This is a genomic window from Qipengyuania vesicularis, from assembly GCF_019711415.1.
Classification (GTDB): domain Bacteria; phylum Pseudomonadota; class Alphaproteobacteria; order Sphingomonadales; family Sphingomonadaceae; genus Qipengyuania; species Qipengyuania vesicularis.
The window spans coordinates 531,653-558,558 of record NZ_JAIGNJ010000002.1; the positions used below are offsets into that span (position 1 = coordinate 531,653).

Here is a 26,906-nt window from a genome sequence, read left to right on the forward strand (position 1 = left end):
GCGGGATGCGCGACGAAATCACTCCATCTCGATGTCGTTCGCCGCGGCCCACCGCGTCAATGCCGCCCGCATGTCTGCAGGGGGGCTCATCAACCACTGCTGCATCTGGTCCTTGAGTTGCGGCAGCGAGACCTTGCGCACCAGTTCCTTGATCGGGCCCACTGCGGCGGGCGTGATCGAGAAACGCGTGAAACCAAGCCCCATCAAGGCAAGGGCTTCCAGGCGGCGTCCACCCATCTCGCCGCAAACACCGATCCGCACATTGCTGCCCACCATCTGGTTCGAAATCCGGGCGAGGAAACGCAGTATCGAAGGGCTGACCCAGTCGTAGCGTTCGGCAAGCTTGGGGTTTGCCCGGTCGGCGGCGAACAGGAACTGCGTAAGATCGTTGGTGCCGATCGAGATGAACGAGAGCTTCGGCAGGAGCAGGTCGAGCACCTCTGCCAGCGACGGCACTTCGAGCATGCAGCCATATTCGATGCTCTCCGGCATGAGCTTTCGCCGCTCGCGCAGAAAGTTGGCCTGCTCTTCGAAGATCGCCTTGGCTGCATCGAATTCCCACGGTTCGGATACCATTGGGAACATGACGGAGAGCTGTCGGCCGGCCGCTGCCTCCAGTAACGCCCTTGCCTGCGCCTTGAGCAGCCCTTCGCGTTCGAGCGACAGCCGCAAGGCACGCCAACCCATGGCCGGATTTTCGTCTTTCTCGGCAGTATCATTGTCGAGATAGGGCACGGCCTTGTCGCCGCCGATATCGACAGTACGGAAAATCACCGGCTTGCCATCGGCAGCATCGAGAACATCGCGGTATAGCCGCATCTGGCGGTCGCGAGCGGGTAACGTGGAGGAAACGAGGAACTGGAATTCGGTCCGGAACAGCCCGATCCCATCTGCCCCGGTCAGCTGCAAGGCGCTGACATCGTCGCGTAGACCGGCATTCATCATCACCGTGATGCGCGTACCGTCACGGGTGAAGGGTTCGACGTCACGCAGCTCTGCATAGGTCGCCGCACGCTCGCGGCTCTTGGCGAAGCGCGCGTCAAACGCATCGAGAAGCGTCTGCGAAGGGCGCAGCGTGACCGTGCCCTTGTCGGCATCGACCAACACTTCATCGCCCTCGGTCACTCGCGAGCGGATACGCGCCACGCGGCCGAGTACCGGAATACCCATGGCACGCGCGACAATCACCACATGCGCGGTAAGCGAGCCCTCTTCCAGCACCACGCCCTTCAGTCGGCGACGATCGTATTCGAGCAGCTCAGCAGGCCCCAGGTTTCGCGCAAACAGGATCGTATCGCGCCGAAGTCCCTGCGAGGCCGCCGTCCCAAGCTGTCCCGACACGATCCGCAGGAGGCGGTTCGACAGGTCTTCGAGGTCGTGCATGCGATCCGCGAGGAGCGGGTCGTCGATTTCGCGCATGCGCATGCGGGTGCGCTGCTGGACGCGCTCGATCGCCGCTTCGGCCGTAAGCCCGCTGTCGATCGCCTCGTTGATGCGGCGGCTCCAGCCTTCGTCATAGGCGAACATCTTGTAGGTCTCGAGGACCTCGTCGTGTTCGCCGCCCTTGCCGAATTCGGGTTCGCGACCCATCGCGTCGATCTGGTCGCGCATCTTGTCGAAGGCGCGATAGACGCGTTGGCGTTCAGCCTCGATGTCCTCGGCCACGACCTGGTCTATTTCGACGCGCGGCTGGTGGAAGACGGCCTGACCTGCGGCGAGGCCCTTTACCAGCGCCAGTCCTTCGAACACCTCGCATTCGGTGGAAACCTCGTCGAGATCGATAGCCTCTTCGTCGTCGACCAATTCCTTGTGCGCGATAAGTTCGGACAGCACCATCGCCGTTGTTTGTAGCGCCTCGATCTCGACATCCTCGTAACGCCGCGGCTCGACATGCTGCACGCAAAGGACGCCGACCGCGCGTTCGCGATAGACGATCGGAACACCGGCGAAGGAATGGAACTTCTCCTCCCCTGTTTCAGGGTGATTGACAAAGTCGGGATGCGCCCTCGCCTCGGCGAGGTTCAGCGTTTCGATATTCTTGGCGATCGTACCGGTCAGGCCCTCGCCAATGCCCATGCGTGTGACGTGCACGGCCTCGGGATTCAGCCCGCGCGTGGCGTAGAGTTCGAGCAGCCCTTCGCGCAGCAGGTAGATCGAGCAGACCTCGCTTGTCAGGCTGTCGGCGATGATGTCGACCACGCGGTCGAGCTTGTGCTGGGCATGGTGGCGACCGGCCATAACCTCGTGCAACTGCGTGAGGATCTGGCGGGCGGATGCTGCTGCTGACATGGTCGGCAGCTATAGCAAAAAACGAGGTGCGCGAAAGCGGGGCAGCGAAGGGAATTCCTTCCAGCCCCGCAAGTTATCGCGTGCAGCTCAATGCGCGGCGATTTCCTCCTTGATCCTGAGCTTTTGCCGCTTGAGTTGCTGGATCATCGCGATGTCGGGCGAGGGCCTTGCTTGTTCATCGTGCAGGCGGGCTTCCAGTCCTGCATGCTTGGCCTTGAGTGCTTCGACATGGGATGATTGCATCAGTGCTTCTCCTGTAAAAGAGTTTTGCGACCCCAGGAGCGACTCGTGCCGTGCGGCACGGACCGCGAATTGACTATCAAACCACAGCTTGGCGAATTTACAAAGCCCCGTAGAAACGCCATGCGACGAGACGAGATTCGCAAAGGACGGTCGTGAACGAACAGGAACTTCGCAAGCGCTTGGAATCGCTCAGGAGCGAGCACCGTGACCTCGATGTCGCGATCGCGGCACTGAGCGAAGCGGGCGAAGGCGGTTTCGTCGACCAGCTGCAGATTGCGCGACTCAAGAAGCGCAAATTGCAGTTGAAGGACCGGATTGCGGCGATCGAGGACAATCTCATTCCCGACATCATCGCCTGAGGGCTAGACGCTCGTTCCAGCGCGGGACAGCACCGCACAAGCGCTTAGAACTTGCGGACCCTTTGGATTAGCGCATCGTTCGATGGACATGCACCGCTCGATTCAGGAACAGGTCGTCGAAGACCTCTACGAAGAAGCGCTTGCGCTGGCCGACGAGGCGCGTGCGGTCTTCGACCTGCGCGATGAGGCGAGCAAGGGTAATTCGCCCGACAAGGTCCGCCTTGCGCTTTCGATCGAGGGTATGCGGACGACGACCAGGGTCATGCACATCATGGCCTGGCTGCTCAACCAGCGCGCCTATTATTCAGGCGAGATGAGCAAGCTGCAATTGCTCAGGCACGGGCGCCTCGGCGATGACCGCCCCTCCGATCCTGAGAACATGGCAGTGCTTGAGCCAGCGACGCGCGCACTGATCCGCGACACGGAACGCCTGCATGAAAGGGTAGCGCGGCTCGACGAAGAGCAGCGCCAGATGGCCAGCTCCGTCAATGATCCCGTCAGCGACCTGCAGGGCCGGATCGCCCAGGCCTTTTCGGGCCGCTAGGCCACCGACAGCGCCCGTGCATAACGGGCGAGGCGGTCGTTCCTGGTATCCTCATCCATGGTTGGTGCGAAGGTTCTCGCATCGCCGCGCATCGCCGTCGCCGCTTCCTGTAACGAGCTGTGCAAGCCGGCACCAACACTCGCGCAGATTGCCGCGCCGAGCGCGGTCGTTTCGACGAAATCGGGACGTTCGACATCCAGGTCGAGGATGTCGGCAAGATCCTGCGCCATCCAGTCGTTGGCGCTCATCCCGCCGTCGATCTTCAGGCTGGCCCAAGGAGCGCCGTCGGCAGCGAATGCCGAGGCGAGGTCATGCGTCTGGTGCGCCATCGCCTCCAATGCCGCGCGGGCGATCTGCGCCTTGCCGCTGGCAAAGCTGAGACCCGAAATGACCCCGCGGGCATCTGGCCGCCAATGCGGTGCGCCAAGCCCTGCCAGCGCGGGAACGATGACCACTTCGCCGCTGTCCTCGATTGAGCGCGCGAGCTCCTCTGTCTCCGCTGCGCTGCCAATCAGGCCGAGCTGGTCGCGCAGGTACTGGACGAGGCTCCCGGCCACGAAACAGGCTCCCTCGATCGCATAGGTCCGCTCGCCATTGGACTGGTGGAGCACCGTTCCCAGCAGTCGATTGTCGGAATGCGGCAGCTCACTGCCCTTGTTGGTGAGGACGAATGCACCAGTACCGTATGTCGCCTTGGTCTCGCCGAAACCGAGGCAACCTTGCCCGATGGTCGCCGATTGCTGGTCTCCCACGAGACCGCAGATGGGAATCGACGTGCCGAGCCACTGGCTGTCGCATTCCGCAAGTCGGCCATGCGTGTCGACCACTTGCGGCAAGGCTTCGCGCGGGACGCCGAAAAGCTCGCACAACCGCTCGCCGAACTGTTCGCCATCGAGAGCGAGCAGCAGCGTGCGGCTGGCATTGCTGGCATCGCTGATATGCGAGGCTCCGCCCGACAGCTTGAAGACCAGCCAGCTTTCCACGGTGCCGAAAGCAAGCGCCCCAGAATCTGCAGCAGAACGCACCCCCTCGTCATTGTCGAGCATCCAGCGCATCTTGGTGCCCGAGAAATATGGGTCGAGTAGAAGACCCGTACGCTTCTGTATTTCGGCCTCGTGACCCTGCTCCTTCAGCTTCGCGCAGAATCCCGCAGTTCGCCGGTCCTGCCAGACTATCGCGCGGGCGAGAGGTTCGCCACTCGTTCGATCCCAGGCTACAACGGTTTCGCGCTGGTTGGTAATGCCGATGGCCGCAATTCTGGCCGCCCCATCGCCAACCGCCTCGCGCATGCAGGCGAGCGTCTTGTCCCAGATTTCGGCGGCGTCATGTTCGACCCAGCCGGGCTTTGGATAGTGCTGCGTCAGCTCGGCCTGAGCCACCCGCTCCATCCGCCCATGGCGATCGAAGACCATTGCCCGCGTCGAAGTCGTCCCCGCGTCGAGGACCAGAATTTTTTCTCCCATGCGCCCCTCCCTATCGACAAGCTGCGGTAATCGCTACAGGCTTGGCACATGGCAGGCCCTCCTCCCAAACCATGGCCGACAGGCGAAGCGATGCAGCTGGAGCCGCTGGTACGCCGCGTGCTCGCGCCCAATCCCTCGCCCTACACGTATACCGGCACCCAGACTTACATCGTCGGCATCGGCGATGGCTGCGCGGTGATCGATCCCGGCCCGGACGAGAAAGAGCACTTGCTCGCGCTCGATGCGGCAATCGGCGAGGAACACGTCTGCGCAATCATGTGCACGCATACGCACCGCGATCATTCGCCCGCGGCCAAGACGCTGGCAGCGCGCACGGGTGCGCCGATCGTCGGCTGCGCACCTCTGGTGCTGGACGACAGCGGGCCACGTGCGGATGCGAGCTTCGATCGCACTTATGAACCCGACCGGGTGATGGAAGATGGCGAGGCCATGACCGGCCCGGGCTGGACGCTGCGCGCCATCGCGACCCCCGGCCACGTCTCCAACCACCTCTGCTTCGCGCTGGAGGAGAGCGGCGCCGTCTTTACCGGCGACCATGTGATGGGCTGGTCGACCAGCGTCGTCGTGCCGCCCGATGGAGATATGGCCGATTACATGTCGAGCCTCGAAAAACTCTACGGGCGCGAACAGGACAAGGTTTATTACCCTGCGCATGGCGAAGCGATCGAGAAACCGCGCCAGCTGGTGCGAGGAATGATCGGGCACCGGCGCCAGCGCGAGAATCAGATCCTGCGCCATTTGCGCGAGGGCCCTCACGAGGCCGCAGATTTCGTTCCCAAGATGTACAAGGGATTGGACGAGCGCCTGCATGGTGCCGCGAAGATGTCCGTGACCGCGCATTTGATCGACCTCGAGCGTCGCGGTCTGGTCGCACGCAGCGGCGAGTTCTGGAAAGCAGCCTGAAGCTTATCCCCAAACCCTTGATTGACCGGCCAAAGGTGGCCCGATAGCATCCGCGAAACGAGAAAATTCCGGTCGCGAGATTCCATCAGGGGGAGGAATACCGATCATGGCAACCGCAGCCGCCACGAGGCAGGATCAGGCGATCCGCGGAAACACGCGCTTCTTCACCATCATGGCCTTCGTGATGAGCTTCGTCATCGTGGCGGGATTCTCAATCCAGCTCGCCATGGGGCGGTCGAGTTTCGATGTGCCACTACCCTACCACCTGCACGGTGTGATCTTCATGTCGTGGCTGGGTATCTATTGCGGCCAGCACCTCACCGCATCGGCGGGCAATTGGTCGCTCCACGCCCAGTTCGGGAAGCTCGCCTATCTATGGGTACCGCTGATGGTCATCATGGGCACGGTGATCATGGTGGTCGTCGCGCGCCGAACCGGTGGGCCGTTCTTCTTCCACGTGAGCGAGTTCCTGTGGAGCAACACCATGCTGGTATGGCTGTTCGGAGGGCTCACTTTCTGGGCGTTGCGCCGTCGCCGCTATACCGGTTGGCATCGCCGCCTCATGCTGTGCGGCATGGCGATCCTCACCGGCCCGGGGCTCGGCCGCCTGCTCCCCCTTCCGCTCATGATACCGAACGCGTGGCTGATCACGACGCTGTGCACGATGATCTTCCCGGTCATCGGCATGATCGCCGACAAGCGCAGCCAGGGCCGCGTCCATCCTGCCTATTGGTGGGGTCTTGGCCTCTATATAGCGGTCTTCGCGATTTCGGTGGCGATTGCGCATACGGGTTTCGGCATTTCGCTGACCGAGCAGGTGATCGCTGGCAGTCCGGGTGCTGAGCGCCCTATGGAAGCCTTCCTCCCACCCGGCTTCTCGATATAGCGTCAGGCCTCGCGAGGAACCCCCTCGCCAGCCGGCTCGTTCCGTCTATAAGCGCCACAAACGCGATTCAGACGGGACGAAATCATGACCGCCGAAAACACCAAACCGACCGGTGAAGACCTGCTTGCCGCCATCGATCGCCTCCGCAAGGAGAAGAACGCGATCATCCTGGCGCATTATTACCAAAGCGCGCAGATCCAGGACTTGGCCGATTTCGTTGGTGACAGCCTCGAGCTTTCGCGCAAGGCAGCAGAAACCGACGCGGACGTAATCGCCTTTTGCGGCGTGAAGTTCATGGCCGACACTGCCAAGATTCTCTCGCCCGAGAAGATCGTGGTGCTTCCGGACATGGATGCTGGTTGCAGCCTCGAAGACAGCTGCCCGCCGGACAAGTTCAAGGCATTCCGCGAAAAGCACCCCGACCATATCGCTCTGACCTACATCAACTGTTCGACCGAGGTGAAAGCGCTTTCGGACATCATCGTCACCAGTTCTTCCGCCGAAACGATCATCAGCCAAATTCCCGAAGACCAGAAGATCATCTTCGGTCCCGACCGCCATCTTGGCGGCTACATGAGCCGCAAGTTCGGGCGCGAGATGCTGCTGTGGCCGGGCGTATGCATCGTGCACGAAGCCTTCAGCGAAACCGAGCTGCTGAAGCTCAAAGCTCAGCATCCCGATGCCCCGATCGCCGCCCATCCCGAATGTCCGCCGACGATCGTGGCGCATGCCGATTACGTCGGTTCGACCAGCGGCATCTTGCAATTCGCACAGACTTTCGAAGGCGACACCCTGATCGTCGCAACCGAACCCCACATCATGCACCAGATGGAAAAGGCGCTGCCGGAGAAGACCTTCATCGGCGCACCCGGCGCAGACGGCAACTGCAGCTGCAACATCTGCCCCTACATGGCATTGAACACGCTGGAAAAGCTCTACGATTGCCTAATCACGCTGGAGCCGCGCATCGAGATCGAAGAAGGGCTGCGCCTCAAGGCCAAGCAGAGCCTCGACCGCATGCTCGAAATGGCCAGTGGAACGATCGGGAAAGGTGATCTGGGCAAGGTGTAGGCAACCCTTCCGCGCTCCGCGCGTTTAGCCCTTCATGACAGCGGAATTGCGTTTCTTCTGGGCCCGGCTGAACGCCAATTACTGGTTCTATCCCGCGCTCTTTTCGCTGCTCGCGGCGATCCTCGCCACGGTGATGGTCTGGCTCGACCGGTCCGGTTTCGCCCAGTTCCTCAACGACGTCGACTGGATCGTCCCGGCGCGGCCAAAGGGGGCGGCGGACATGCTCACCGTGATGGCGGGCAGCATGATCGGCGTGGCATCAACCGTGTTCTCGATCACCATTGCCGCCGTCGCCTATGCCAGCGGGAATTACGGACCGCGCCTCCTGACCAACTTCATGGAGGACCGGGGCAACCAGATCAGCCTCGCTACCTTCATCGGCAGCTTCGTCTACGCCCTGATCGTGCTGCGCGCTGTGCGGGCGGAGGACGAGACACCAGCCACCAGCGGCGATGCCGTGGCCACCGCATTGCCCGGATTTACCCCCCAGCTTTCCTTGCTGGTGGCCTATCTACTCATGGCGCTGTGCGTGGCGGTGCTGGTATTCTTCCTCAATCACATTCCATCCTCGATCCGCATCAACAAGGTGCTCGAAGGGATTGGCCGCCGGCTCCTCGAAGGCATTCGCGAGACCTACCCCGTCGAGGACGAGTTTTCCGATGCGCGCGAGCCAGAGGGTGGCAAGCCGCTGAAGGCCTGGGCCACCGGCTATGTCCAGCTGATCGACTTCGAGGATCTGGAAGAGATTGCACGCGACTGTGGTTGCACCTTCTCGCTGCGAGTCAGGACAGGCGATTTCGTGCACCGCGACATGCCCTTCATGGATATCGACGGCTGCGAACCCGAGTGCATCGAGAAACGGGTGCGCGACTGTTTCACGCTCGGTTCCACCCGGACGCCCGAACAGGACCCGCAGTTTCTGATCGACGAGCTGGTCGAAATCGGCTTGCGCGCGCTCTCGCCCGGTATCAACGATCCTTTCACCGCGATCACGGCACTACACTGGCTCGGCGCGGCGACTTCGGAGATCGGGAGGCGGGACCTGCGCAAGGACATCTGCGGAGAGGATGCCGAGGATTGCCCGGTCATCCCCTGCCCCGACGATTTCGAGCACTACGTCAAACGCGGTTTCGGTTCGATACGGAGCGCAGTGGCGACCTCGCCGATTGCAGCGGAAATCATGCTGGATACGCTGGCCAAGGCAGCCGGGCCGATCAAGGACGAGCGACGTCAGAAGGTGCTGAAAGCCGAAGCGGACGATCTTGCCGAACAGGCCCGGCTCAGCCTCGTCGGACCGGATCTCGCCCGCTTCGAGAAGCACCATGCCGAGTTCAATCGGGAATTCTGGTAATTACCCACCGCCGCTCGCCAGCTTGGGCGGTGGGCTTCCGCGTGCGAGGATCAGGGCTGTTCCGACGAGCACCATTCCGAGAATGTCGAGCGCCACCAGCATTTCGCCGAAAACCAGCCAGCCAATAGTGGCGGCGATGGCAGGCTGAGTCAGCAGCGCCATACCAATGATAAGCGGTGGGAAGTTGCGGAGCGAATATACGAGCAGTCCCTGCCCGACGATCTGGCTCGAAAACGCAAGGAGCACGACCGGCTCCCACCCCTTGGCGCCCGGAAGAATTGGTTCTCCTGCAAATGCAGCCATTCCAAGCAAGAGCGGCGAGGCGGCCAGGCTTACCAGTAGCAGGACGCTCCAGGGACCGAGCGTTGCCCGCGCCCGCTGCGCTGGTAGCAGGTAGAAGGCATAGCAAAGCCCGGCGAACAGGCAGAACAAGTCGCCCACGAAAGTCGTCGTCGAGATTTCGAGGCTTCGACCGAGCAGGATGGCCGCGCCGACCAGCGCCGCGATCACGCCCCCACCTTCGCGCCAGGACGGGGCGCGGCGGAGCGCCACCAGTCCCCAGAGCATCAGGATGATGCTGCCCGAGTTGCCGAATAGCACGGCATTGCCGAGCCGCGTGCGTTCGATCCCGACATGCCAGCTTGCAAGATCCATGGCGAAGAAGATGCCCGCCGCCACGACTAACAGGGCCATGCGCCGGTCGAGCTTTCCAGGTGTCCGCGTCCGCCACGCCAAGAAGGCAATCACGGGAATCGGCAGGAACAGCCGCCAGAATGCAGCGGAGATCGGGCCGGTATCGGACAATCGCACCAGCCACGGCCCCAGGGCCAGCGCAATGTTTCCGGCTATCAACGCGGCAAAGTGCCATGCGCCTGCCTGAAAGCCATTCTTGTCGGCAGTGGCGGTTGTCTCACCCATGTTCGCCCCCTAGCTCTCCTGTCACACAAGGCCAGCCAAAAAGGACGATGCCTTTATGCATGACACCCTGTTCCAGCCGCTCACCCTCGGTGCAATCGAGGCCAAGAACCGGATTTTCATGGCTCCACTCACGCGCGGTCGTTCGACCCAGCCGGGGTCGGTCCCTAACGAGATGATGGCGACCTATTACCGCCAGCGCGCTTCGGCCGGGCTGATCATTTCCGAAGCAACCGGCATCAGCGTGGAGGGCCTCGGCTGGCCCGCAGCCCCTGGCATCTGGAGCGAGGCGCAGACCGAAGGGTGGAAGCCGGTGACCGAAGCGGTTCACGAGGAAGGCGGAGCGATTGTCCTCCAGCTGTGGCACATGGGACGGCTGGTGCATCCCGATTTCCTCGGTGGCAACCCGCCCGTCTCGGCCAGTGCGACCAAGGCGCCCGGCCATGCCCATACCTTCGAGGGCCGCAAGGATTACGAACAGGCGCGCGAGCTGTCGCAGGACGAGATCGCCCGCGTGGTCGCGGATTACCGGCACGCCGCCGAAAACGCGAAGAAGGCCGGCTTCGACGGCGTCCAGCTGCACGGTGCGAATGGCTATCTCGTCGACCAGTTCTTGCGCGACAGCACGAACCTGCGCGACGACGAATATGGCGGCAGCCCCGAGAATCGCACCCGTTTCCTGCGCGAAGTCCTGAGTGCGCTGGTCGATGTCTGGGGCGCGGACCGCGTCGGCGTGCGCCTTTCTCCCAATGGCGAAACGCAGGGCTGCGATGATAGCAATCCTGCTGCCACATTCGGAGCCGCGGCCAGGGTTGTCGAGGACCTCGGCCTTGCCTTTCTCGAACTGCGCGAACCGGGTCCGGATGGCACTTTCGGCGCTACCGAAGTCCCCAAGCAAAGCCCGCTCATCCGCCAGACCTATTCGGGTCCGCTGATCCTCAATTCCGACTACACGCCCGATCAGGCAGTGGCCGATATCGAGGCTGATCGCTGCGATGCCGTCAGCTGGGGCCGCGATTTCATTTCCAATCCCGACCTTCCGGAACGCTTCAGGCTCGGCGCGGATCTGCAGCCCAACGTCAACGTCCCGCAGAGCTGGTACCTGCCGGGCCCCGAAGGTTATATCGATTACCCGATGCTAACCAAGGAAGCGCACACTGAAGCCTGAGTGATTCGCGCCGTTCGGGGGCGTTTCGCGCTCGACGGAGGTGACAATGCGCTCGTGGCTGCTGGTCCCGGCGGACAAGGAAAAGGCATTGGGCGAGGCGGCGCTGAGTGGCGCCGACGTCGTCGTGCTCGATCTCGCGCGCGCGGTTTCAAGCCCAGAGGCCAAGCTGCCGATCCGTCTGGCAGCGAGGAATTGGCTGCTCACGCATGGCGAGCGGATCACCTCGATGCGCGCGGCCTCACGCTGGATCCGTATCGGCCCCATGTCGAGCGACTATTGGCGCGCCGACCTCGAAGCCGCGCTCGAGGGTGCGCCCGATGGCGTGGTCCTGGCCGAATGCACGAATGTCGAGGAACTGAAGAACCTGGCTGCCGCGCTCTATGAGCTCGAAGGGCGTGCGGGCCTGCGTCCCAATTCGACGAAGATCATGCCCGAGTTGGGCTCCAGCCCGGCTTCGGCCTTCCAGCTTCGCCAGTTTGCCGAGGAACTGCATCCGCGCGTAACGGGCCTCTCTTGGGATGCGGCAGCCCTTGCGCGATCGCTCAGGGCGCGCAGGATGCGAGGGCCCGGGGGATTGTGGACCGATCCGCTCGCCATGGTTCGCGCACAGGTGCTCCTTGCCGCCCATGCACAGGGTCTGCAGGTGATCGAGGCCCCCTTCCGCGATCGCCGCGACGAGGAAGCCGCCGTGCGCGCCTTTCACGCAGCACGGGCCGACGGCTTCACCGGAATGCTGGCAATCCACCCATCACAGATTGACGGCATCAACAATGCCTTTGCTCCGACGAGCGAAGAGCTGGCCGAAGCACGCGAAATGACCGGCCTGTTCGAGCTCAATCCGGGATCGGAAACGGTTGTGTTTCGCGGGCGAATGATCGGCCAGAGAGAACTCGCCAAGGCCACGGCCCTGCTCGGCGAGGACTAGGCTCTACTCGGATTGCTCCGCTTCTTCTGCGGGTGCGGGCTCTTCGACAGGTTCAGGCTCTCCCTGCACCGCCGCATCGGGTTCCTCGTCCGGCTCTTCCGACGCCGCGCTTTCCACACGCACCTCGCGCAAAGGGGGCGATTGCGAGGTTACCGTATCGAGCGGCAGCATGTCGTCGCTGATCGAACCGCCCAGCACTTCACCACGCGCGGTCGCATTCTCGTCGACCTGTTCTGCTGGCGCGGAGTTGTCGCCGCAAGCCGCCAGGACGAGGCAGGTTGCAGCAAGGATCGCAAATCGGTTCATGGCAGCGCGCAGGCCTTTCCTTCGAGCGCGGCAAGGAAATCGCCTGCGCGGTCCTTCAATGCCTCATCGAAGGCAGCAGGCGCAAGATCGATGCCGAGCCGTTCCAGACTTGTCACGCCGAATTCCTCGATCCCGCATGGCACGATCCCGGTGAAGTGAGACAGGTCGGGTGCGAGATTGACCGAGAAACCGTGCATCGTGATCCACCTGCGGACGCGGACGCCGATCGCCCCGATCTTGGCTTCCCGCCCGTCGATATCGCGCGTCCAGATGCCGATGCGTCCTGCCGAACGCCAGCATTCGACGCCGATATCGCCCAGCGTGGCGATGACCCAGCCCTCGAGCGAATGGACAAAGCAACGCACATCGCGGCCGCGTTCCTTGAGGTCTAGCATGACGTAGCCGATGCGCTGTCCTGGACCGTGATACGTATAGCGACCACCCCGCCCCGCCTCGACGACTTCGAACCGCGGATCGAGCAGTTCGGCGCCGTCGGCACTGGTTCCGGCAGTATAGACCGGCGGATGTTCGAGCAGCCAGACGAGTTCGCTCGCCTCGCCCGCGGAAATCGCGGCGTTGCGCGCCTCCATCGCCGACAGCGCATCTCGATAGGGCACCTGGCCCTGCTCGGCTCGCCATTCGAGATTTTCGGGGAGTTGCGCTTTCATCGACGATTGCGTGGCGATTGTCTTCGCGCTTATCAAGGGGGAAGAAAGAGGGGAATCCCGATGAAGTTCGATCTCGACACTGCGTGGAAAGACACGACGAGCCTCATACGCGAGACTTTCAGCCTGCTCGCTGTAATCGCGGGGGTGTTCTATTTCGTCCCCTACACCGCAGCCCAGCTATGGATTCCCGGCATGAGCGAGCTGATCAACGGAGATTTCGATCCCAATTCGGACCGGATGCAAGCCATGGTCAACGACATGTTCGCCAATTACTGGTGGGCGCTCTTATTGCTCATAATCGTGCAGGGCATCGGGATGCTAGCCATGCTGACCATGCTCAGGCGGCACGAAAGACCAACGGTCGCCGAGGCGATCGGGAATGGAGCCCGCTCGGTCGCTAGCTATATTGCGGCAGCCCTCATCATTGGGTTCGGTTTGGGCATCCTCATCGTCCTGTTGGTGGCGATACCACTTGCGACAGGGATTGCCGCGCTTGGCGTGCTTGGCGCGATCGCTGCCTTCGTGTTCTTCTGCTATGCGCTTACCAAGCTATCTCTCAGCACCCCCGTCATCGCGATCGAGGGTCAACTCAATCCGCTCGTCGCACTGCGCCGTTCGTGGCAACTCACCAAGGGCAACAGCCTGCGATTGTTCTTCTTTTACCTGCTGATCGTCGTAGCCTATTTCGTGATCTCGGTGTTGATCGGGCTGCTCTTCATGCTCGTTTTTGCGTTTGGCGGACCCGAGAGCCAGGAATTCGGTCAAGCTATCAGCACCAGTCTGATCAACGCGATCGCAGCGATCATATCGGCATGCCTGCTGGCAGCGGTCTATCGCCAGTTCACCCGGCTGCGCGATCACGCGCAAGCAGCCGGCGTACCGCCGACTGACTAACCCTCGGTTCGCTTCCAGCCCCAGAACAGCTGGCAAGGAAGAATGTTGAGCGCTTCGAAACCGCTGTCGATGCGCTCAAAATGGCGCGCCATGTAGTCGCGTGCCTTGGCGGAGAACTGGTAGACGAGGAACGCGCCGCCCGGGCGGATCACCCGATAGGTTGCCGCTGCAATCGCCGGGCCGACGCCTTCGGGCAGAGTCGAAAACGGCAAGCCGGAAAGCACGTAGTCGGCATGATCGTGGCCATGCGCCCTTACAATCTCCTCCACATCCGCTGCGGATCCATGAATGGCCGAAAAGCGGCTGTCTCGGAAATGCTTCTTCAGATAGTCGATATAGAGCGGGTTGGTATCGATCACGATCAGCTGACCGTCACGCGGGAGCCGGTCCAGCACTTCCTGACAGAACGTGCCGACACCCGGGCCATACTCCACGAAGACCTTGCACTCATCCCATTTGACCGGGCCGAGTATCTTGCGAATGGTGAAGCGAGATGAAGGAATGATCGATCCGACCATCTTCGGCTCTTCGAGGAAACCCTTGAAGAAGACGCCCCATTGACCGAACAGCCGAGCAGCGCGATCCTTCAGCGTGCGACGCTCGATCGCGCCGATACCTTGTTGACCCGACAAGAAAAAATCCTCGTGCAACCCCAATCGAGCTTGCGGGTTTGGCAGTGCGCGGGAAGCATTGCAAGCATGCGGAGAGAGGCCTAGCCGTAAACCATGGCCGATGCCGATCCGAAAAGTTCCGTAGCGTCACAGCTGCCTCCTGCGCGGCGTCATATCTCGCGCGAACGCATGGCGCTGCTTTTTGCAGTCATGCTGACGACGGCCGCCGGCAATACGGCGATGCAGTCGGTCATGCCCTCGATCGGAACCGCGCTCGATATCGACGATGTCTGGATCAGCCTCGCCTACAGCTGGTCCGCACTGCTCTGGGTGATCTGCGCGCCGATCTGGGCGGACCGTTCCGACAGGCGGGGTCGCAAGGCCATGATGGCGGTGGGACTAATCGGCTTCATCGCTTCCATGGCGCTCTGCGGCCTTGCGCTCTGGCTGGGTCTCGCCGGGATCCTCGGCGGGACGGCGGCGCTAATCGCTTTCGCTGTCGCGCGCAGCCTCTACGGTGGGTTCGGCAGCGCTGCCCCACCGGCAGTGCAGGCCTATGTGGCGAGCCGAACGCCGCGAGCCGAGCGCACGCAAGCCCTCTCTCTAATCGCCTCGAGCTTCGGCCTCGGGACGGTGATCGGGCCCGCGCTGGCCCCGCTCATGGTGCTGCCACTCGTTGGGCTGACCGGCCCCTTCATCATCTTTGCGCTTATCGGATTCGCCACGCTGACGGCGCTGCGGCTTCGCTTGCCCAATGATGAGCCGCAATTCCCCGCGCGAAGCCAGACCTATGACGCACCCTATGCCGGCGGTTCCACTTCTTCGCATCAGGACGAAGACGACGAAGACGACGAAGACGACGAGGAAGTCGAGCCGCACAAGCTGCGCTGGTTCGAGCCGCGCCTGCGCCCATGGGTGACGGTCGGCTTGCTAGGTGGGCACGCGCAGGCGATGGTGCTCGGGATTACCGGATTCCTCGTGCTCGACCGCCTTGGCCTGCGCGGCACTCCAGCCGAAGGGACTGGTCCGGTGGGCCTGGTGCTGATGTGCGGGGCGATCGCGACCCTGCTTGCGCAATGGGGCATAATCCCCCGTTTCAATCTCGGCCCGCGCACGGCCACCTTGTCCGGCATCGCCATTGCGGCCTGCGGCGCGGCCTATCTCGGGGTTGCCGACAACCTCCATGCCATCGCCCTAGCCTATGCCATTGCCTCGCTTGGATTTGGCCTGTTTCGTCCCGGCAGCACGGCGGGCACATCGCTCGCCGTCACTCGCGCCGAGCAGGGGCAGGCGTCGGGTGTCACGGCCAGCGTCGCGGGTGCAAGCTTCATCTACGCGCCAGCACTAGGCGTCTGGCTCTATGGCCATTCCGACTGGCTGGGATTTGGCCTGATCGTCGCGCTTTGCCTGATGGTCTTCGCCTACGGCTGGGCGACCCTGCAGAGCGACAGTAAGCTCACGCGCGAGCGGCGCTAGAGTATCTCCAGCACCTGGTCCTGTGGACGGCAAAGACGCGCGCCCTTGTCCGTCTCGACCAGCGGGCGTTCGATCAGGATCGGATCGGCTGCCATGGCCGCGAGCACCTCTTCTGCGCTTGCATCGGGCAGGCCGCGCTCCTGTGCGTCGGTGCCGCGCATCCGCAGGCCTTCGTTCGGCGTGATCCCGGCATCTCTGTAGAGCTGCGCCAGCTTCTCCACGCTCGGCGGGTCCTTGAGATACTCGATCACTTCGACATCGACCTTCGACAGGTTCTCGAGGATGGCGAGCGTCTTGCGCGAGGTGCCGCACTTGGGGTTGTGCCAAATCGTGGCTTTCATCGGGATCTCCTTTGCCTCCCCGCTAATCGACCCTTGCGATGAGTGAAAGCGTCCCTTGCGATTTTTTCATCAGCGAAATCACGATTCAGGGTTGCTAATGCGAATGGCTCGCAATAGCAGGATGGCAGAAATTGAGAATCGTTCGCAAGAATAGAAAGAACAGTATGAGGCACTACTCGAAGATCGCCATCCTCCTTGCCAGCACGGCTTTTTCCGCACCGGCCGTGGCCGAAGTCGCTGCCGACGGTGAGCGCGATTACCTGCCCGCCGACATTGTCGTGAAAGGAGAGCGTATCGACGGCTATGGCAGCGATGATGGATCGACCGGCACCAAAACGCCCACGCCGCTGATCGACGTGCCGCAGGCGGTAAGCTTCATCACCGAAGACCAGCTGGAAGACCAGGCCGTCCACCAGTTGAATGATGCGCTGCGCTATGTCCCGGGCATCAGCATGGAAACCGGCGAAGGGCACCGCGACGAGGTTTTCATTCGTGGTCAGGAATCGACTGCCGACTTTTACATCGATGGCCTGCGTGACGATGCGCAATACTATCGCTCGCTCTACAACATCGAGCGCGTCGAGGTCCTGAAAGGTGCCAACGCGCTGATCTTCGGCCGCGGTGCGGGCGGCGGCGCGATCAACCGCGTGGCCAAGCGCGCCGAGTTCAAGACGGCCTTCAGCGCGGAAGCATCGGCCGACAGCTTCGGTGCCTTCGTTCTCTCTGCCGATGTGAACCAGGCGGTATCGGATGGCCTCGCGCTGCGACTCAACGCGACCTACGAGGAGTTCGACAACGATCGCGACTTCTACGAAGGACGCTTCATCGGTTTGTCGCCCACCCTGACTGCCTCGCTCGGCCCCGACACCACGCTGGTCGCCAACTATACCTATGACAATGACGAGCGTGTCACCGACCGCGGCGTTCCGTCGTTCGAAGGCGGCCCTCTGACAGGCTTCGACAGCACCTTCTTCGGTGACCCGGACTTCAATCGTGCCGAGGCTGAAGTGCATATCGCGCGCTTGCGTCTCGAACATGATTTCAACGGTGGCCTGTCGGCAAATGCCAGTGTCCAGTTTGCCGACTACGACAAGTATTACGGAAATCTCCTGCCCACTGGAACGAGCGACGACCGCACTATGGTTACGCTGTCCGGCTACCAGGATTCGCAGGCCCGCACCAACTGGATCGGACAGGCGAATTTCGTCTGGCAGGCGGGCTCCGACGATCTGGAAACGACGCTCCTGTTCGGCTTTGAGGCCAGCAGTCAGGATTCTCTCAACACGAGGGAAACGATCGGCTTCGACACCACCAATGAAGTCGCGCTGGAAGATGTGATCACCATCCCCGCATACACGCTCAACCCGACCTCGCGCCAGAATGACAGCCAGCTCTCGACTTTCTCGATTTACGTGCAGGAGCAGCTGCAGATTGGCGAATACATCGAACTGGTCGGCGGACTGCGTTTCGATCGCTTCGATCTCGAAACTGTCGATATCAACGGTGTCGAAGGCAATCGCGTAGATGAGGAATTCAGCCCGCGCGTCGGCCTGATTGTCAAACCGTCGCCCGACCTTTCAGTCTATGCGAGCTTTGCCGAAAGCTTCCTTCCGCAAGCAGGCGACCAGTTCTTCCTGCTCTCCCCCGGCAACGCGCAGTTCGAACCGGAGAAGTTCACCAATTACGAGATCGGCGCCAAATGGGCCCCGCTCGACAATGTCCTTGTCAGCGCGGCAATCTTCCGTCTCGAACGGAGCAACACGCGCTTCACCAACGAGCTAGGCATTACCGAACTGACCGGCGAGAGCCGTACCGAAGGTTTCGAGGTCGGTGCGGTAGGGGAAGTGACCGATTTCTGGAAAGCAAATCTCGGATACACCTATCTCGATGGCGAGTTGACCAGCGACAGCAGCTTCGGTCCGGCTGGCCAGCGCCTGCAGCAGCTTCCCAAGCACTCGATCAGCGCCTGGAACCGCTTCGATGTGACCGAGCAGCTCGGCTTCGGCCTCGGTGTGATCCACCAGTCCGATCAGTTCGCGAGTTTCTCGAACGACGTCGTCCTGCCGAGCTACTGGCGCGTCGACGCGGCGGCCTACTACACGGTCAGCGATCGGCTGAGTTTCCAGATTAACGTCGAGAACCTGTTCGACGAGGACTACTACCCGAGCGCCCACGGCGACAATAACATCCAGCCCGCCGAGCCATTCAGCGCGCGGATCGGGGTTCGCCTCGAGATTTAGTCAGGTGAGCCGCGCTGGGCGTCCTGATCGGGGGCGCTCAGCGCAGGCACCTCGACAGCCGCGTCCTCCGCACTGATGCCGGGTGCGGGCGCAGCACTGATGCGTTCCTGCCTGCGGGCGACGCGCCCTGCCCGCTGGATTGCCCGCACGAGCCGAGGATAGACGCCGCAGCGGCAGATGTTCGGGATCGCCGCCTTAATCTCTTCCTCGCTGGCACCGGGATTGCGCTCGATAAGCGCCGCCGCCGCCATCACGATCCCGGAGGTGCAGAAACCGCACTGGATCGCTTGCTCGGCGACCAGCGCCTGCTGGACCGGATGGGCTCGGCTTCCGGACAAGCCTTCGACCGTGGTGATGAAGCGACCTTCGGCCTCGGCGATCGTGACCAGGCAACTGCGCAGCGGTTCGCCATCGATATGCACGACGCAGGCGCCGCAATCGCCATTGCCGCAGCCGTACTTCGTTCCCGTGAGGTTCGCAGCGTCTCGCAATGCCCACAAGAGGGGCGTTTCCGGATCCATCAGGAACTCGATGGGCCGTTCGTTGACCGTCATTCGCGACATGGCCGCGCTTTCACCTCAATCGGATGAAATGTCGAGAGGTCTCAGCTCTTCCAGCTGTCGTCGATCTTCGACACGCGGCGCTTCCACGCCTCGAAGTCGAACACGCCGGCACCGCCCTGGCTCTGCATCACGGCAAGATCTCGCTGGTGGGTATCGACGACTTCCTGCGTGACCACATTGGGCGCGCCCTGGCTAAGCGTGGCCACCTGGATTTCACAGGCGCGCTGGAGGGCCCACATCTTCACGAACATGCCGGGAATGGTCTTGTCCATCACGACCGGGCCGTGGTTGCGCAGCATCAGGATCGAGTGATCGCCGAGATTCTCGACCAACCGGTCGCCTTCTTCGGGACGAACGGTAACGCCTTCGAAATCGTGATAGCCGATCTGTCCCTGGAAGTTGCAAGCATAGAAATTCGTCGGCACCAGCCCGTCCTTATGGCTGCAAACCGCCATGGTCGCCGTAGTATGGACGTGGCAGATCGCGGTCGCCCGCTCGCCCAGATGCTTGTGGAAGTGCGCGTGCTGCGTGAAACCGGCCTTGTTCACCATGTATTGTGACTGGCCGACATTATTGCCCTCTACATCGATCTTCACCAGGTTCGAGGCGGTGACCTCGTCATACAGCAATCCGAAGGGATTGATCAGGAACGTGTCCTTCTCTCCCGGCACAGCAACCGAGATATGATTGTAGATGCTTTCGCCCCAGCCGAGGTGCTCGAAGATGCGATAGCAGGCTGCCAGATCCTGGCGAACCTTCCATTCTTCCTCGCTGCATTCGAACTTGGGTTTCATCTGCGTCGCCATGGCGGGCTCTCCTTCGGTCTCTCTTTGAAACCTCTATCGCATGGCTCAGGGGGTACGGGCAAGGTTTTCGGATGCAAGAGAGCGCTTCCCAACCGCGCCCCATCCCGCTAGCGCCCCAAAGCAATGAGCGAGACGGCCAAACTCACCCGCGGGAGCATCGGCGGCCATCTCGTCACACAGACCCTGCCGATGATCGTGGGCGTTGCCGCGATCATGTCGGTCGGTCTCATCGATGCTTATTTCATCGGCCAGTTGGGATCGCAGGAACTGGCGGCGGTCAGCTTTATATTCCCGATCACCATCGCGCTTTCCAGCCTTGGCGTCGGGGTGATGGTCGGGATCAATTCGGTCATCTCGCGCGCGCTTGGCGAAGGAGACGTCGCCCGCGCTGAACGACGCGCCAATTTCGGGGTCGCCTTCGCCCTCACTGCCGGGATCATCCTCGGCCTCACTCTTTTCGCCCTTCTCGACCCGCTCTTCCGCCTCATGCAGGCAAGCGACGAGCTGCTCCCGCTCATTCAGGATTACATGCGGCCCTACGCGCTGGGCATGCCAGTCCTGCTCACCCAGATGGGCTTGCAGGGCGTGCTGCGCGGACAGGGAGAGGCCCGCTATGTCTCCCTGATCTCGATCACCTATTCGGCGGTGAACTGGGTACTCGATCCGATACTGATCACCGGAGCCTTCGGCTTCGAGGGCTTCGGAGTGGCCGGAGCGGCCTATGCGACCATTGCCGGTTTCTTCGTTGCGATCCTCGCCGCGCTTTTCTTCATCGGCAGGACGCAGCTGGCCATCCATCCGACCTTGGTGCGAGAATGCGACATGGCCGGATCGAGCAAGGCGATCATCAGCGTCGCCGGACCGGCTGCATTCTCGAATGCGATCAATCCGATCGGCCTGTCGATCCTTACCGCGCTGCTCGCGAGCCAGGGCGAGGCAGCGGTGGCCGGCTTCGGGGCGGCAGGTCGCTTGCAGAGTTTTGCGGTTGTCCCCCTCCTTGCCCTGTCCGGCTCGATTGGCGCGATCGTCGGCCAGAACTGGGGCGCACGCCGAGCCGACCGCGCCAGGCGCGCCATGCTTTTTGCGGGATTGTTCTGCGTCGGCTACGGCCTCGCTACCGCCATCTTGCTGTTTGCTTTCGGAGACTGGTTTGCGGGCTTCTTCACGGACGAGCCCGCTGTGGTAGACCACTTCTCGCGTTACATAGAGATCGCCGCCTGGGGCTATGCAGGTTTCGGACTTCTGATCGTCGCCAACGGCGCCCTCAATGCGGTGGACCGCGCAGGCTACGCCTTGGCCCAGAGCGCGGCCCGCGTTTTCCTGATGATGCTGCCCTTTGCCTGGCTTTTGCGCGCGAGCTGGGGTGCCGATGCGATTTATGGCGCCGAACTGGCGGCGAATGTCGCCGGAGGACTGCTGGCCTCGCTCGTAGTCTGGCGCGTGTTGCGTAGCGGTCCGCAAGGCGAGGAAACGCACCCAACGAAACGTTAACCATCTTGCTCCATAGCGGACCCTAAAGAGAACTGGGGGGTCCAAGACCGATGGATGAACTGCTGGCGGATTTTGTCGCCGAAACCCGTGAAATGCTGGAGCAAAGCGGCAGCGAACTCGTCGCCTGGGAAGCCGATCCTTCCGACAAGGGTCGCATCGATACGATCTTCCGCTTCGTGCACACGGTGAAGGGCAACTGCGGCTTCTTCGACTTTCCCCGCCTCGAAAAACTCAGCCATGCTGCCGAAGATGCGCTGGCAGAATGCCGCGCCGGTCGCCGGGAACCCGATAGCGCACTCGTGACCGCGGTACTCGCGGTCATCGATCGCATCTCGGAGATGACCGATTGCATCGAGGCCGGCGAGGACTTTCCCGGCAGCGGCGATGACGACCTGATCGCGGCGCTTGAGCCCGGCGCCGAAGTCGTGGTCCAGAGCGACCTCGAAGTTTCCGAGGAAGACGACGCAGGCAGGTCCGAGAAGGAAAATGGCGACAGCGCGGCCGCTAAGTCCCCGCGCCAGACTGTCCAGCGCTCGATCCGCCTGCCGGTGGATCTCCTCGACGAGGTGATGAAGGGCGTCTCCGACATGGTTCTCGCGCGCAACGACCTTGCTCGCCGCTTGCGCGAAGCGGGCGAACAGCCGACCATCGACGGCCCCTTCGAACGCCTCTCTGCCATCCTGGCCGACGTGCGCACCTCCATCACGCGCATGCGCATGCAGCGCCTCGAGCATCTCTTCTCCTCGCTCCCTCGTCTGGTCCGAGATCTTTCGAATGAGCTCGGGAAGCAGGTCATGGTCGATTTCGAAGGCGGCGAGGTCGAACTCGACCGCGAGATGATCGAGATGGTCCGCGACCCGCTGACCCACATCATCCGTAACGCGATCGACCACGGCATCGAAACCCCCGCCACCCGCCTCAAGGCCAACAAGCGCGAAATCGGCCTGCTGAAATTCGCGGCGCGCCAGTCGGGCAACCAGATCAGCCTGGTGATCACCGATGACGGCGGCGGCATCAATCTGGACAAGCTGACCGCGAAGGCCATTTCTGCCGGGCTCTACTCCAAGTCCGAAATCGAGAAGATGTCGGAGAAGCAGAAGCAGAACCTGATTTTCGAACCGGGCCTCTCGACCGCAGAGGCGGTAAGTTCTGTTTCGGGCCGCGGTGTCGGCATGGACGTTGTCCGCGCGAACATCGAACGCGTTGGTGGCTCCATCGAAGTGTCGAGCAAGCCCGGAGAAGGCACGAGCTTCCACCTCCAGCTGCCGCTGACGCTCTCGATCATCGCCGCGCTCACGGTGGGGTCGGGTAATCAGCACTATGCGATCCCGCGCAGCTATGTCGAAGAGATTGTGTTCGGCAATTCGAGCCATGTAGAGTTCGCACAGGCCGGGGATCGCCGCCTGGTCACCTTCCGCGACAAGCGCGTTCCCTGCCTCTCGCTCGGCGAAGTGCTTGGCACCGAAACCGGCAAGGAATGCATCTGGGAAGAGAAGACTCTCATCCTCGTGAGGCTCGCAAGCGACGATGTTTTCGCGCTCGCGGTTGATCGTGTGTTCGATCACGAGGACGTCGTGGTGAAGCCGATTGCGCCGGCCATTATGGATACGCGCCTCTATGCCGGCACAACGCTGCTCGATGACGGTCGCCCGATGATGCTCATCGATCTGCCTTCGATTGCGCAGATGAGGGGCATGACCGGCGGAGTGCGCACCAAGGCGACCGAGGTCGAGAAGGACGAACGCAGCGAACGCAGTCGCGCCGTACCGGTGATGATGTTCGCCGGCCTCGACGGTCGGCACCGCGCGGTACGCCTCGAGCTCGTGCGCCGTATCGATACCATTTCGGTGGACGCCATCGACATCGAAGGCGATCGCTCGCAGGCGGTCATCGATGGCGAGATCCTCACGCTTGCAGGTCACGATCTCGGACCGCTCCCTGAAGAGAAGATCCGCCTGCTGCGCCTCTCCGATGGGGACCACGAGCTGGTCTATGCGGTCAGGGAGGTTCTCGATGCCGCCGACATCACCGATGATGTCGTACCGAGCGAGGCCGACAAGTCGATCGAGGGCGTGACTCTCATCGGCGGCAAGCCCATTCCGCTGCTCGACGGCCATGCCGTGTTCGCGCGGTATCGGACTGCAAGAAAGCGTCAGCAGGCGCTGACCTGCCGCATTCCCGGCGACAGCGAATGGGCGAAAACCATCCTCGAACCGCTGGTTGAAGCCGCGGGCTATCGCATCGCCGAAGACGATGACACCGAGGCAGACCTCGCCATCGCGCTCGCCGAAGATGGCGACGCTCCGAAGGGCGAGGCGCGCGAGACCATCCGTCTGCGCCCGGATCCCGAGGATGCCGGAGACGACACCATTTACCGCTACGACCGCGACGGGCTGCTCGCAGCTCTTCGCCGCATCCGCACCGGGAGGGCGGCATGAACGAACTGCTTTTGATGTGCACCATCGCCGGACGACGTGCCGCGATCCACGCCGTGCAGGTCCAGTCGGTGATCGAGATCGAAAACATCACGCCCATCCCGGGCACACCCGACTTCATTCTCGGTCTCACTGCCCTGCGCAGTCAGGCGCTGACCGTGATCGACTGTTCGCTCGCGCTCGGCCTCGACATGGCATGCGAATCGGCGGAACAGCGCGCGGCGGTGGTCGAGATCGAAGGCCATCTCTACGCGCTCCTCGTCGAGGAAGCGCATGACGTGGGTGAAGCGCACAGTGCGCCGGTCGAAGTCCCCGGCGGATTCGGAGACGGATGGCAGCGCGCCGCCCGCGGGATGGTCGAGACCGATGGCGGCCCCACGCTGCTGGTCGATATCGAACAGCTCGTCTCCGGAGGTCTGCGGGAAGCAGCTTAAGCGATTGGTTACCGCCTGCTGGTAACAGGAGCAGGCAAGTTAAGGGATCACATGAAATGAAGACCTGTCTTATCGTCGACGATTCGCGCGTTATCCGGAAGGTTTCGCGTCACATTCTCGAAACTCTCGGCTTCTCGGTCGACGAAGCGGAAAACGGCCAGGAAGGCCTCAACAAGTGCCTTGAGAGCATGCCCGACGTGGTCCTGCTCGACTGGAACATGCCGGTGATGACCGGGATCGAATTCATCACGCAACTGCGTACCAAGGAAGGTGGCGACAAGCCGAAGGTCGTGTTCTGCACCACCGAAAACGACGTTGCGCACATCCGTGAGGCCATCAGCGCCGGTGCCGACGAATACGTGATGAAGCCGTTCGACCACGAAACCCTGCAGATCAAGCTTCAGCTCGTCGGCATGGCCTGATCCGAAAGGATGTGAGCCGTGGTGACCGCGCTCCGATCTACCAGGACCGATACGGCTAGCGCGTCGCCTGCCCCCGCCTCGGTGCGGGTGATGCTGGTCGACGATTCGCTGACCGTGCGAACAGTCTTTTCGCGCATGATCGAGCGCGAGAAGGAAATGACTATTGTCGCGAGTGCAAGCACCGCGGAACGCGGCCTCGAGGAACTGCGCAAGCATCGCGTCGACGTGACCCTGCTCGACCTCGAAATGCCCGGAATGGGCGGCATAGAGGCGCTTCCCAAGATCCTGGCGGCCTCACCGCGCACCAAGGTCCTGGTCATTTCCTCGCTCACCGCAGAAGGTGCCGAGCATACGGTCAAGGCGCTGCGCATGGGCGCCGCCGACACCATGCTCAAACCCCGCCCCGGTGGATTCAACGACGATTACCGCGCGCAACTGATCGCCAAGATCCGTGCGCTGAAGGGACTGGCTCCCTACGAGCGGCCAGCTCCGATTGCACCGGCGCCGGCGCAGCGCCGGGCGGGCAAGAAGCCGCAAGTACTTGCCATCGGTGCATCGACCGGTGGCATCCACGCGCTCAACCTGTTCCTTCGCCAGATCCCGAAGAATTTCGACCTGCCGATCCTGATCACGCAGCACCTGCCGGGAAGCTTCATCCCCGTTTTCGCCAGCCAGATGGAAACGGCCGCCGGCCGCAAGGCAGTGCTGGCGGACGAGGGTGTCGAGATTACCCGCGGCACCATCGTGATCGCACCCGGTCACGGCCATATGGTCGTACGCCGCAAGGGCGCCCGTTTCGTGACCGGCCTCGCCCACCACCCTGTGAAGAGCGGCTGCACGCCATCGGTCGACCCGATGTTCGAAACTCTTGCAGAAGCCTACGAAGGCAAGGTGGCCGGCATCCTCCTGTCCGGCATGGGCCGCGACGGGACTGACGGGGCAGATGCGATCATCGCCGCCGGAGGCTCCATGTACGCACAGAGCGCAGACACCTGCGCAGTCTGGGGCATGCCGCGCGATATCACCGAACGGGGACTTGCATCCGCCGTCCTTCCTCCCGCCGAACTGGCGGACCGAGTCCTTGCCAGCGTGGGAGCCGATGCATGGCGCTAGAAGACGCTTCCCACACGATCATTGCCGACTTGCTCAATTCGCGTACCGGACAGACTCTGACTGAAAGCCGCAGGTGGCGTATCTCCACCGCACTGTCCGGCCTGTTTCGTGAGTTCGGGATCGAGAATGTCGACCAGCTCGCCTGCATGCTAGAGCGGCCGGGCGAGCACCGCCTCGCGACGCGCGTCGTCGAAGCCTTGCTCAATAACGAGACCTACTTCTTCCGCGATCACGCCTATTTCGCGACGCTCGCCAATACGGTCCTTCCCGAGCTGGCAAAGAAGCGTGCATCGACACGCAAGCTTTCGATCTGGTCGGCCGGATGCTCCACGGGGCAGGAAGTTCTGAGCCTGGCGATGACCTTCTGCGAACAGCCGGGGCGCTGGAACGACTGGACGATCGAAATCCTCGGGACAGACGTATCGGGCAAGGCCATCGAACAGGCGCGCACAGGGATCTACTCGCAGTTCGAAATCCAGCGCGGAATTTCGGTTGCCCAGATGCTCAACTTCTTCTCCGAGACCGGAAAGGGCTGGAAGGTGTCCGACCGTGTACTCGGCATGACCCGCTTCGAGCAGCGCAACATTCTGGACTTGCCGCCGCCTGGTCGCTTCGACCTCGTCTTGTGCCGCAACTGCCTGCTCTATTTCGATCCCCAGACCCGCCGCGACGCCTTCGATCGGTTGGCTGGAGGCATTGCGCCTGACGGATTCCTCATGCTCGGCGCCGGTGAAACCGTCGTCGGGCAGACAGACAAGTTCGAACCCGCACCCTGCGGCTCGGCAATGTACCTGCCCAAAGTCGCCACCAGCGCAGTGGGAGCGGTGCTTGGCGATTTCGCTCCGCGGGCCGCCACGGCCTGATCGAATTGGCCCCGATCACTAGGACATCTGGGTTGCCCTACGCGCAAGGTAAATATTGAGTTTACCGTTAATTAGCGAATGCGCGGTAACGAAAAGACAGAACAA

Annotated in this window: 27 protein-coding genes; 17 read left to right on the forward strand and 10 right to left on the reverse strand. The window is 62.3% G+C overall.

Annotated features, from left to right (window positions below):
• Positions 1-18 precede the first annotated feature (18 nt).
• Positions 19-2,289 carry a phosphoenolpyruvate--protein phosphotransferase gene (ptsP, locus tag K3146_RS08140; RefSeq protein ID WP_221545769.1) on the reverse strand — a complete coding sequence of 757 codons (2,271 nt, stop codon included), beginning with the start codon at positions 2,287-2,289 and terminating at the stop codon, positions 19-21.
• Between the two features lie 87 nt (positions 2,290-2,376).
• A complete protein-coding gene (locus tag K3146_RS08145) occupies positions 2,377-2,532 on the reverse strand; it encodes a YdcH family protein (protein ID WP_221545770.1) in 156 nt (51 codons plus the stop codon).
• A gap of 152 nt (positions 2,533-2,684) precedes the next feature.
• Between K3146_RS08145 and K3146_RS08150 the strand changes: the two genes are divergently transcribed.
• Both K3146_RS08150 and K3146_RS08155 read left to right on the forward strand, forming a co-directional pair.
• Positions 2,685-2,891 (forward strand): YdcH family protein, encoded by a 207-nt coding sequence (locus tag K3146_RS08150; RefSeq protein WP_221545771.1) that lies wholly within the window; start codon positions 2,685-2,687, stop codon positions 2,889-2,891.
• An 82-nt stretch (positions 2,892-2,973) separates the two neighbouring features.
• Positions 2,974-3,435 (forward strand): DUF1465 family protein, encoded by a 462-nt coding sequence (locus tag K3146_RS08155; RefSeq protein ID WP_221545772.1) that lies wholly within the window; start codon positions 2,974-2,976, stop codon positions 3,433-3,435.
• Here the strand turns inward: K3146_RS08155 and glpK are convergent.
• The gene (gene glpK / locus K3146_RS08160; protein ID WP_221545773.1) at positions 3,432-4,898 is read right to left on the reverse strand and encodes a glycerol kinase GlpK; all 1,467 of its coding nucleotides are present in this window, start codon (positions 4,896-4,898) and stop codon (positions 3,432-3,434) included. The two genes, K3146_RS08155 and glpK, sit on opposite strands and share 4 nt — an antisense overlap.
• Before the next feature lie 48 nt (positions 4,899-4,946).
• Here glpK and K3146_RS08165 point away from each other — a divergent pair, with 48 nt between their 5' ends.
• The 4 genes from K3146_RS08165 to K3146_RS08180 all read left to right on the forward strand — a co-directional run bounded on the left by K3146_RS08165 (position 4,947) and on the right by K3146_RS08180 (position 9,130).
• A complete protein-coding gene (locus K3146_RS08165; protein ID WP_221545774.1) occupies positions 4,947-5,822 on the forward strand; it encodes an MBL fold metallo-hydrolase in 876 nt (291 codons plus the stop codon).
• Between the two features lie 106 nt (positions 5,823-5,928).
• Positions 5,929-6,708 (forward strand): hypothetical protein, encoded by a 780-nt coding sequence (locus tag K3146_RS08170; protein ID WP_221545775.1) that lies wholly within the window; start codon positions 5,929-5,931, stop codon positions 6,706-6,708.
• An 84-nt stretch (positions 6,709-6,792) separates the two neighbouring features.
• Positions 6,793-7,779: a quinolinate synthase NadA gene (nadA, locus tag K3146_RS08175; protein ID WP_221545776.1), complete on the forward strand. Its 987-nt coding sequence runs from the start codon at positions 6,793-6,795 to the stop codon at positions 7,777-7,779.
• A gap of 34 nt (positions 7,780-7,813) precedes the next feature.
• The gene (locus K3146_RS08180) at positions 7,814-9,130 is read left to right on the forward strand and encodes a DUF2254 domain-containing protein (protein WP_221545777.1); all 1,317 of its coding nucleotides are present in this window, start codon (positions 7,814-7,816) and stop codon (positions 9,128-9,130) included.
• Here the strand turns inward: K3146_RS08180 and K3146_RS08185 are convergent, their stop codons facing one another.
• Entirely contained in the window at positions 9,131-10,048 is a 918-nt protein-coding gene (locus K3146_RS08185) for a DMT family transporter (RefSeq protein ID WP_221545778.1), read from the reverse strand.
• A 55-nt stretch (positions 10,049-10,103) separates the two neighbouring features.
• Here K3146_RS08185 and K3146_RS08190 point away from each other — a divergent pair, with 55 nt between their 5' ends.
• Positions 10,104-11,213 carry an alkene reductase gene (locus tag K3146_RS08190; RefSeq protein WP_221545779.1) on the forward strand — a complete coding sequence of 370 codons (1,110 nt, stop codon included), beginning with the start codon at positions 10,104-10,106 and terminating at the stop codon, positions 11,211-11,213.
• Positions 11,214-11,259: 46 nt separating this feature from the next.
• Positions 11,260-12,138, forward strand: a complete 879-nt coding sequence (locus K3146_RS08195) for an HpcH/HpaI aldolase/citrate lyase family protein (protein ID WP_221545780.1) — start codon at positions 11,260-11,262, stop codon at positions 12,136-12,138.
• A gap of 3 nt (positions 12,139-12,141) precedes the next feature.
• Here K3146_RS08195 and K3146_RS08200 read toward each other — a convergent pair whose 3' ends face one another.
• Entirely contained in the window at positions 12,142-12,444 is a 303-nt protein-coding gene (locus K3146_RS08200; protein ID WP_221545781.1) for a hypothetical protein, read from the reverse strand.
• The gene (lipB, locus tag K3146_RS08205) at positions 12,441-13,112 is read right to left on the reverse strand and encodes a lipoyl(octanoyl) transferase LipB (protein WP_221545782.1); all 672 of its coding nucleotides are present in this window, start codon (positions 13,110-13,112) and stop codon (positions 12,441-12,443) included. The genes K3146_RS08200 and lipB overlap by 4 nt, the downstream gene beginning before the upstream one ends.
• A gap of 60 nt (positions 13,113-13,172) precedes the next feature.
• Here lipB and K3146_RS08210 point away from each other — a divergent pair, with 60 nt between their 5' ends.
• Entirely contained in the window at positions 13,173-14,006 is an 834-nt protein-coding gene (locus K3146_RS08210) for a DUF7847 domain-containing protein (RefSeq protein ID WP_221545783.1), read from the forward strand.
• Here the strand turns inward: K3146_RS08210 and K3146_RS08215 are convergent.
• Entirely contained in the window at positions 14,003-14,620 is a 618-nt protein-coding gene (locus tag K3146_RS08215; RefSeq protein WP_221545916.1) for a class I SAM-dependent methyltransferase, read from the reverse strand. The two genes, K3146_RS08210 and K3146_RS08215, sit on opposite strands and share 4 nt — an antisense overlap.
• A 111-nt stretch (positions 14,621-14,731) precedes the next feature.
• Between K3146_RS08215 and K3146_RS08220 the strand changes: the two genes are divergently transcribed.
• Positions 14,732-16,093, forward strand: a complete 1,362-nt coding sequence (locus K3146_RS08220) for an MFS transporter (RefSeq protein ID WP_221545784.1) — start codon at positions 14,732-14,734, stop codon at positions 16,091-16,093.
• On the opposite strand, the gene arsC is transcribed toward K3146_RS08220, so the two are convergent.
• Positions 16,090-16,434, reverse strand: a complete 345-nt coding sequence (gene arsC / locus K3146_RS08225; RefSeq protein WP_221545785.1) for an arsenate reductase (glutaredoxin) — start codon at positions 16,432-16,434, stop codon at positions 16,090-16,092. The genes K3146_RS08220 and arsC overlap by 4 nt on opposite strands.
• Positions 16,435-16,598: 164 nt before the next feature.
• Between arsC and K3146_RS08230 the strand changes: the two genes are divergently transcribed.
• Positions 16,599-18,674, forward strand: a complete 2,076-nt coding sequence (locus K3146_RS08230; RefSeq protein WP_221545786.1) for a TonB-dependent receptor — start codon at positions 16,599-16,601, stop codon at positions 18,672-18,674.
• Here the strand turns inward: K3146_RS08230 and K3146_RS08235 are convergent.
• Both K3146_RS08235 and K3146_RS08240 read right to left on the reverse strand, forming a co-directional pair.
• Positions 18,671-19,237 carry a (2Fe-2S)-binding protein gene (locus tag K3146_RS08235; RefSeq protein WP_221545787.1) on the reverse strand — a complete coding sequence of 189 codons (567 nt, stop codon included), beginning with the start codon at positions 19,235-19,237 and terminating at the stop codon, positions 18,671-18,673. The genes K3146_RS08230 and K3146_RS08235 overlap by 4 nt on opposite strands.
• A 41-nt stretch (positions 19,238-19,278) precedes the next feature.
• On the reverse strand, positions 19,279-20,043 hold the full coding sequence (locus K3146_RS08240) for a class II aldolase/adducin family protein (protein WP_221545788.1): 765 nt from the start codon (positions 20,041-20,043) through the stop codon (positions 19,279-19,281).
• A gap of 123 nt (positions 20,044-20,166) precedes the next feature.
• Between K3146_RS08240 and K3146_RS08245 the strand changes: the two genes are divergently transcribed.
• From K3146_RS08245 to K3146_RS08270, 6 genes are read left to right on the forward strand one after another with little or no spacing between them, the layout of a single operon-like run.
• Positions 20,167-21,534 (forward strand): MATE family efflux transporter, encoded by a 1,368-nt coding sequence (locus K3146_RS08245; protein WP_221545789.1) that lies wholly within the window; start codon positions 20,167-20,169, stop codon positions 21,532-21,534.
• 50 nt (positions 21,535-21,584) lie between these two features.
• Positions 21,585-23,972: a chemotaxis protein CheA gene (locus K3146_RS08250; protein ID WP_221545790.1), complete on the forward strand. Its 2,388-nt coding sequence runs from the start codon at positions 21,585-21,587 to the stop codon at positions 23,970-23,972.
• Positions 23,969-24,403: a chemotaxis protein CheW gene (locus K3146_RS08255; RefSeq protein ID WP_221545791.1), complete on the forward strand. Its 435-nt coding sequence runs from the start codon at positions 23,969-23,971 to the stop codon at positions 24,401-24,403. The genes K3146_RS08250 and K3146_RS08255 overlap by 4 nt, the downstream gene beginning before the upstream one ends.
• Before the next feature lie 56 nt (positions 24,404-24,459).
• On the forward strand, positions 24,460-24,825 hold the full coding sequence (locus tag K3146_RS08260) for a response regulator (RefSeq protein WP_221545792.1): 366 nt from the start codon (positions 24,460-24,462) through the stop codon (positions 24,823-24,825).
• Positions 24,826-24,846: 21 nt separating this feature from the next.
• Complete coding sequence (cheB, locus tag K3146_RS08265) at positions 24,847-25,938, forward strand: chemotaxis-specific protein-glutamate methyltransferase CheB (protein WP_345724026.1); 1,092 nt, start codon at positions 24,847-24,849, stop codon at positions 25,936-25,938.
• Positions 25,929-26,801, forward strand: a complete 873-nt coding sequence (locus tag K3146_RS08270) for a CheR family methyltransferase (RefSeq protein ID WP_221545793.1) — start codon at positions 25,929-25,931, stop codon at positions 26,799-26,801. Before cheB ends, K3146_RS08270 begins: the two co-directional genes overlap by 10 nt.
• Positions 26,802-26,906: the final 105 nt, after the last annotated feature.